This is a genomic window from Dietzia sp. B19 (assembly GCF_014145155.1).
Classification (GTDB): domain Bacteria; phylum Actinomycetota; class Actinomycetes; order Mycobacteriales; family Mycobacteriaceae; genus Dietzia; species Dietzia natronolimnaea.
Map to the genome: position 1 here is coordinate 1 of NZ_JAALED010000310.1, position 6,096 is coordinate 6,096.

At 70.8% G+C, this 6,096-nt stretch carries 4 protein-coding genes; 3 read left to right on the forward strand and 1 reads right to left on the reverse strand.

Going from position 1 to position 6,096, the window contains the following annotated elements:
- Positions 1-232: 232 nt before the first annotated feature.
- Together tatC and G6020_RS09415 are read left to right on the forward strand one after the other, a co-directional pair.
- Positions 233-1,171 carry a twin-arginine translocase subunit TatC gene (gene tatC, locus G6020_RS09410; RefSeq protein ID WP_241732643.1) on the forward strand — a complete coding sequence of 313 codons (939 nt, stop codon included), beginning with the start codon at positions 233-235 and terminating at the stop codon, positions 1,169-1,171.
- A complete protein-coding gene (locus tag G6020_RS09415) occupies positions 1,155-3,815 on the forward strand; it encodes a DEAD/DEAH box helicase (protein ID WP_182610437.1) in 2,661 nt (886 codons plus the stop codon). Before tatC ends, G6020_RS09415 begins: the two co-directional genes overlap by 17 nt.
- A gap of 200 nt (positions 3,816-4,015) precedes the next feature.
- Here G6020_RS09415 and G6020_RS09420 read toward each other — a convergent pair whose 3' ends face one another.
- On the reverse strand, positions 4,016-4,945 hold the full coding sequence (locus tag G6020_RS09420; protein WP_182610438.1) for a 5'-3' exonuclease H3TH domain-containing protein: 930 nt from the start codon (positions 4,943-4,945) through the stop codon (positions 4,016-4,018).
- A 138-nt stretch (positions 4,946-5,083) separates the two neighbouring features.
- Here G6020_RS09420 and G6020_RS09425 point away from each other — a divergent pair.
- A partial coding sequence (locus G6020_RS09425; RefSeq protein ID WP_182610439.1) for a Xaa-Pro peptidase family protein occupies positions 5,084-6,096 on the forward strand: 1,013 nt, incomplete at its 3' end.

Genomic DNA, 6,096 nt, shown 5'->3' on the forward strand with positions numbered 1-6,096 from the left:
GCCGGGCCAGCCGTACCAGCAGCCGCAGGGTCAGCAGCCGCAGCAGCCCGGCCACCCCCAGCAGCCCTTCGATCCCACCGCGCCGTACGACGGCGGCACCGGCCCCCAGCGGTAGCAGGCCACCTCACCGATGACGCAGAGCGGACCGGAGAAGACCGGCGCCACCCCCAGGGGCGGCGCCGGTCGGCTGCTGTCCAAGCGCAGGCGCCGGCCCCGGAACCCCGACGGCACGATGCCGCTCATCGAGCACATCTACGAGCTGCGCACGAGGCTGCTCATCGCCCTCGCGGCGATCGTGGTGACGCTGGGCTTCGGCTTCTGGTGGTACGGCAGCGGATTCTTCGGAGTCCCCTCGCTGGGTGAGATCCTCACCGGACCGTACTGCGACATCCCACCCGGTGCCCGCCTCCAACTCGGCGACTCGGGGGACCAGTGCCGCCTCCTCGCCACCGGCCCCTTCGAGCAGTTCATGCTGCGTCTTAAGGTGGCCGCGACCGCCGGCATCGTGCTGGCCAGCCCGGTCTGGCTCTACCAGTTGTGGGCCTTCATCACTCCCGGCCTGCACAAGAACGAGAAGCGCTACGGGATCGCCTTCACGTTCCTCGCCGCCGTCCTGTTCATCGGCGGCGCCGTCCTGGCCTACATCGTCATCGTCTTCGCCCTCGAGTTCCTGCTCTCGATCGGCGACAACGTCCAGACCACCGCCCTCTCAGGTACGCAGTACTTCACCTTCCTCATCCAGCTGATCCTGATCTTCGGAGTGAGCTTCGAGATCCCGTTGCTCATCGCGATGCTCAACGTCGCCGGAGTGCTCCGGTACGAGGTGCTCGCCAGGTCCCGCCGCGGGATCATCATGGGGATCTTCGTCTTCGCCGCCGTGGCCTCGCCCGGGCAGGACCCGTTCTCGATGCTGGCCCTCGCCGGGGCGGTGTGCATCCTGGTGGAGATGTCCATCCAGTTCGCCCGCATCCACGACAAGCGCAAGAGCAGGAACCGCGAGGAGTGGCTCGAGGTCGACGACGAGTCCGCGTCGCCGCTGGGCCCGTCCGAGCGCCTCGACGACTCCGGTGCGGTCCGGTCCACCGGCCCGCTGTCCGCACCCGAGCCACTCGGTGGTGCCCGGCCCCTCCAGGCGCCGTCGGGTGGGGCGATGTATGACGACACGCTCTGAGCCCCACGATTCGGGCACGCTGCTCGAATCGTTCCTGCAGACGCAGGGCTTCGACCCGGACCCGTTCCAGCTGGAGGCGTTCACCGCGCTCGACGCCGGCCGCAATCTGCTCGTCTCGGCGCCCACCGGCTCGGGCAAGACGCTCATCGGGGAGTACGCGGCCCACCGGGCGTTGTCCGGCGGCGGCAGGTGCTTCTACACCACGCCCGTCAAAGCGCTGAGCAATCAGAAGTTCCGGCAGTTCCGTCATCGGTTCGGGCCCGAGAACGTGGGGTTGCTCACCGGGGACCACTCGATCGACGCCGACGCCCCGGTGGTGGTGATGACCACCGAGGTCCTCCGGAACATGATCTATTCCGGCTCCTCCGCCCTGCACGACCTGGACTGTGTGGTCATGGACGAGATCCACTACCTGGGTGATCGGTCGCGAGGGGTGGTGTGGGAGGAGATCATCCTCACCCTCGATCCGGCGGTTCGACTGGTGGGCCTGTCGGCGACGCTGAGCAACACCGACGAGCTGGGGGACTGGATCAGCGAGATCCGGGGGGACACCGCCGTGGTGCTCTCCGAGCTGAGGCCCGTTCCGCTCGCACACATGCTCTACACGGACGGGGATCTGATCCCGGTCCGCGCGGCGGCCGACCAACGGCGGCGCACCCGAGGCGGATATCACGACGAGCGGGTCGCGGCCCGGCCCCGAGCGCAATGGGCGCGGCGCCAGGACGTCATCGAGAAGCTCGACGACGACCATCTGCTGCCCGCGATCTACTTCGTGTTCTCCCGGGCGGGCTGCGACGGGGCGGTCTCGCAGATGCGGCGGGCCCGGTTGCGGCTGACCACCGGGGAGGAGTCCCGGCGGATCGCCTCGCACGTCGACGCCGCATGCGCACAGGTGCCCCGACACGACCTGGACGCGCTCGACTTCACCGCCTTCCGGGCCGGGCTGGTCAGCGGCATCGCGGCCCACCACGCGGGGATGCTGCCGCTGTTCCGGACCATCGTGGAGGAGTTGTTCTCGGCGGGTCTGATCAAGGTGGTGTTCGCCACCGAGACCCTCGCCCTGGGAATCCACATGCCGGCCCGCGCGGTCGTCCTGGAGAAGACCACCAAGTTCAACGGCGACACCCACGCCATGCTCACCTCCGCGGAGTACTCGCAGATCACCGGGCGCGCCGGGAGACGGGGGATCGACACCAAGGGCACCGCGGTGGTGCTGGACCAGCCGGACCTCGACCTGGACGCGCTGTCCGCACTGGTCGACACCCCGCGATTCCCACTGCGCAGTGCGTTCACACCCGACTACTCCATGGCCGTCAACCTCGTGGAGCAACTCGGCGTGGCGGAGGCCACCTCGCTGATCGGCAGGTCGTTCGCGCAGTTCCAGACCGACCGCACGCTGGTGTCCCGGTCCCGGGCGGTGGAACGCAGGACCGATGAGAGGGACCGAATCCGGGCCGATCTCGAGGACGCCGGCGGAGACCGGCAGCTCGACGAGTACATGTCGCTCCGTGCGGACCTCGGCCGACTGGAGAAGTCCACCGAGAAGGCGACCCGGGACGACCGGCTGGACTCCGTCCGCGCGGCGATGCTCAAACAGACCGCGGGTTCGGTGATCACCGTGGGCCGCAAACGGTTCGGCATGGTCGCCACGGTGCTGCAGGTCCGCACCGATATCCCCGCCGACCCGGCACTGCTGTGCCTGACCGACACCGGCTGGACCGGCTGGCTGCGCCAGCAGGACTTCGCGGCACCCCCCGTCCCGGTGGGGAGGGTCGATCTGCCCCGCGGCCGACGCAAGCTCGACGGGCGGGCCAAGCGGGCGCTGGTCCATCGGATGGAGGGACTCCGGGGTAAAGCCCGGGGTCGGATGAAGAACGCCGGCGGCAAGCCCGTCCGCAAGGACCAGCGGATCGCCGCGGCGCGCCGCGCCGTGCGCCAACACCCCCTCCACGACGACCCGCTGGTCGACTCGCTGGCACGTCTCCACGAACGCTGGGCCCGGGCAGCGGCGGACGTGGCCGAGCTCACCGCCGAGGTGGAATCCGACTCCGACTCCCTGGCCCGCCGTTTCCGGAGGATCGTCGGTCTGCTGGAGCACCTGGGTTACCTGGAGGACCGGGAGGGCGAGATCCGCGCCACGGACGCCGGCCGCCTTCTCGCGGGTGTGCACACCGAGCAGGACCTGTTCGTGGCCGAGTGTCTCCGACGCGGCGTGTGGGCCGGGCTGGACCCGGCCGGGTTGGCGGCGGTGATCGCCACCGTCGTGGCCCACCCCCGCAGTGACGCGGTGGTCCGAGAACCCTCCGACGAACTGCTGCGCGCGGCCCTCGCCGAGACCGAACTCGTCGCCGCCGACGTCGCCGCGACCGAGAAGGCTCACCAGCTGCCCTCGACCCCGGATCTGGACGCGGGGCTCGCACCGGTCCTGCACCACTGGGTGTCGGGTGGCGCGCTGTCGTCGATCCTCGCCGCCTCGTGGCAGGAGGGCGTGGAACTCACCGCCGGGGACTTCGTTCGCTCCGCGCGGCTGGTCGTGGACGTCCTGGCCCAGGTCGGGCAGGTCGCCGAGCCCGATCTCGCGCGGACGGCACGGTCGGCCGTGGGGTCCCTACGTCGCGGGGTCGTACTCGACCACACGGTCTGACCCCCGTCGCGCCATCCCTCCCTCGCGCAGTCGCGCCATCCCTCCACCGCGCAGTCGCGCCATCCCTCCATCGCGAAGAGCGTTCCGCACACATCGTGCGAGAAGAGGGTGTGCGGAACGCTCTTATCGATGACTGGCGCTGGTGATTTCCGGCGCGGGAGATGACCGGCCCCGGGCCTGCAGGGGACCGGCGACGGCTCTCAGGCCGGGTCCAGGACCGAGGCCGCCTTCTCCAGACGCCCGATCGCACGCGCCTGTCCCGTGGCCTCACCGAGGGCGTCCAACCGCGCCCGGTCCACGTGTCCGCGCCGGCCGTCGGTATCACCCTCGAACTCGAGCTCGAACCCGCGACCCCGCAGACGGACCACTCCGCGGGCGGCGGTCAGATAGTCGGCGGCCTCGAGAACCGCCTTCCGCTGCCGGGCGGTGAGACCAGATCCGTCGTCCTCGGCGGCCTCCACGATGCCGTCGAGGCCCCCGTACTCCCGCACGAGGGATGCCGCGGTCTTGGTGCCGATCCCCGCCACCCCCGGCAGACCGTCGGAGGCGTCACCGACGAGTACCGCATAGTCGGCGTACACGCGCGCGTCGTCGCCGAGGGGAAGATCGAAGCGCTCCGCGACGACCTCGGGGGTGTACGCGAGGCGCTTCTTCATCCCCGCCCCGACGTACACGACCGTGGTGGTCGCCGACGCCAGCTGGAACAGGTCGCGGTCGCCGGTCACCACCAGCACCTCGCGATCACGAGCGGCCAGTTCCGCCAGGACGTCGTCGGCTTCGGCGTCGGCGGCGGACGCCTGCGTGATACCCGCGGCGGTGAGGATCTCCCGTATCGCGCCGACCTGCGGGTGGAGTGAGGCGGGCGCGTCCTCCCCGCCGTCGTCCCCGGCACGGTGGGCCTTGTACGACGGAACCAACCCCACACGCCAGTCGGGGCGCCACTCGCGGTCCAGGGCCGCCACCAGTCCGGCCGGCGAGTACTCCTCGAGGAGCACCGACACCATGTCGCAGAATCCACGCACCGCGTTGGCAGGTGCGCCGTCGGGTCCGGTGATCTTCTCCGGTACCGAGTGGAACGCGCGGAACCACAGGCCGGCACTGTCGAGAACCATGAGCGGGCCCTGGGACACCGCGCCTCCTCGGGTCGAGTGTGGGCCGGGTATCGACCTTGCGTCAGAATAGTCCTCCCCGTGAGAGGGCGAGGTGACAGTGGTCCGCCGGGAGCGGACGGCGGGCGCCCGCGACGCCCGACGACCTAGGGTGGGGGGATGAGCACCGGCCCCTCGGACACCCACGCCCGGCGACTGACGGCGGTGCGTGATCGCGCGCGCGAGCTCGGGATCGATCACGTGGTGGTGTACTCGGGCGAGGACATGGACTACCTCACCGGCGAACGCATGGAGTCCCACGAGCGGCTCACGGCCCTCGTCGTGCCCGTCGGGGACGGAACGCCCCTCCTCGTGCTCCCTGCGCTCGAACTCTCCGGTGTCACCCGCCGTGCCGCCGCCCGGGTGGGCGCGGAGATCCATCCCTGGGCGGACGGTACGGACGCGGTCCCCCTGGTCGCGGGCACGGTGTGGGGCCGGATCGCCGTCTCGACCGCGCTGCCCGCGCTCCATCTCGTCCCACTCCAGCTGGGTGTCGACGGTGAGGTGATCCTGGCCTCGGAGGTGATCGACCACGTGCGGGCCGTCAAGACGCCGCACGAGCTCGACCAGCTCGCCGAGGCCGCCCGCCGTATCGACGCGGTCCACGCGCGGATGGGTGAGTTCCTCGAGGTCGGTCGTAGCGAGGAGCAGGTGGGTGAGCTGATCTCCGCCGCGATCGTGCAGGAGGGGCTCACACACGCCGAGTTCGTGATCGTCGGCTCGGGGCCCAACGGCGCCGACCCGCACCACGGGGTCTCCGACCGCGTGATCGAGCCGGGGGACATCGTCGTGGTGGACATCGGCGGGCCACTCGAGAGCGGGTACCACTCGGATTGCACCCGCACGTACTCGACGGGGGCGCCCGACCCCGGGATCGCCGAGGCGTACGCGGTGCTGCAGGAGGCGCAGCGTCTGGCCCGGGAGGCGGTGCGCCCTGGCGTCGCGATCGGCGAGGTCGACGCCGCGGCCCGCGAACACCTCGCGGCCGCGGGGCTCGGGGAGTTGTTCATCCACCGAACCGGACACGGGATCGGTCTGGGGCTGCACGAGCCCCCGTTCGTCGCGCCCGGGGCCGACACCGTGCTGGCGGAGGGCATGGTGTTCTCCGTCGAGCCCGGGATCTACACGGCGGA

Coding starts and splice junctions, on each gene's coding strand:
- tatC (WP_241732643.1), top strand. CDS start 233: ATGCCGCTCATCGAGCACATCTACGAGCTGCGCACGAGGCTGCTCATC.
- G6020_RS09415 (WP_182610437.1), top strand. CDS start 1,155: ATGACGACACGCTCTGAGCCCCACGATTCGGGCACGCTGCTCGAATCG.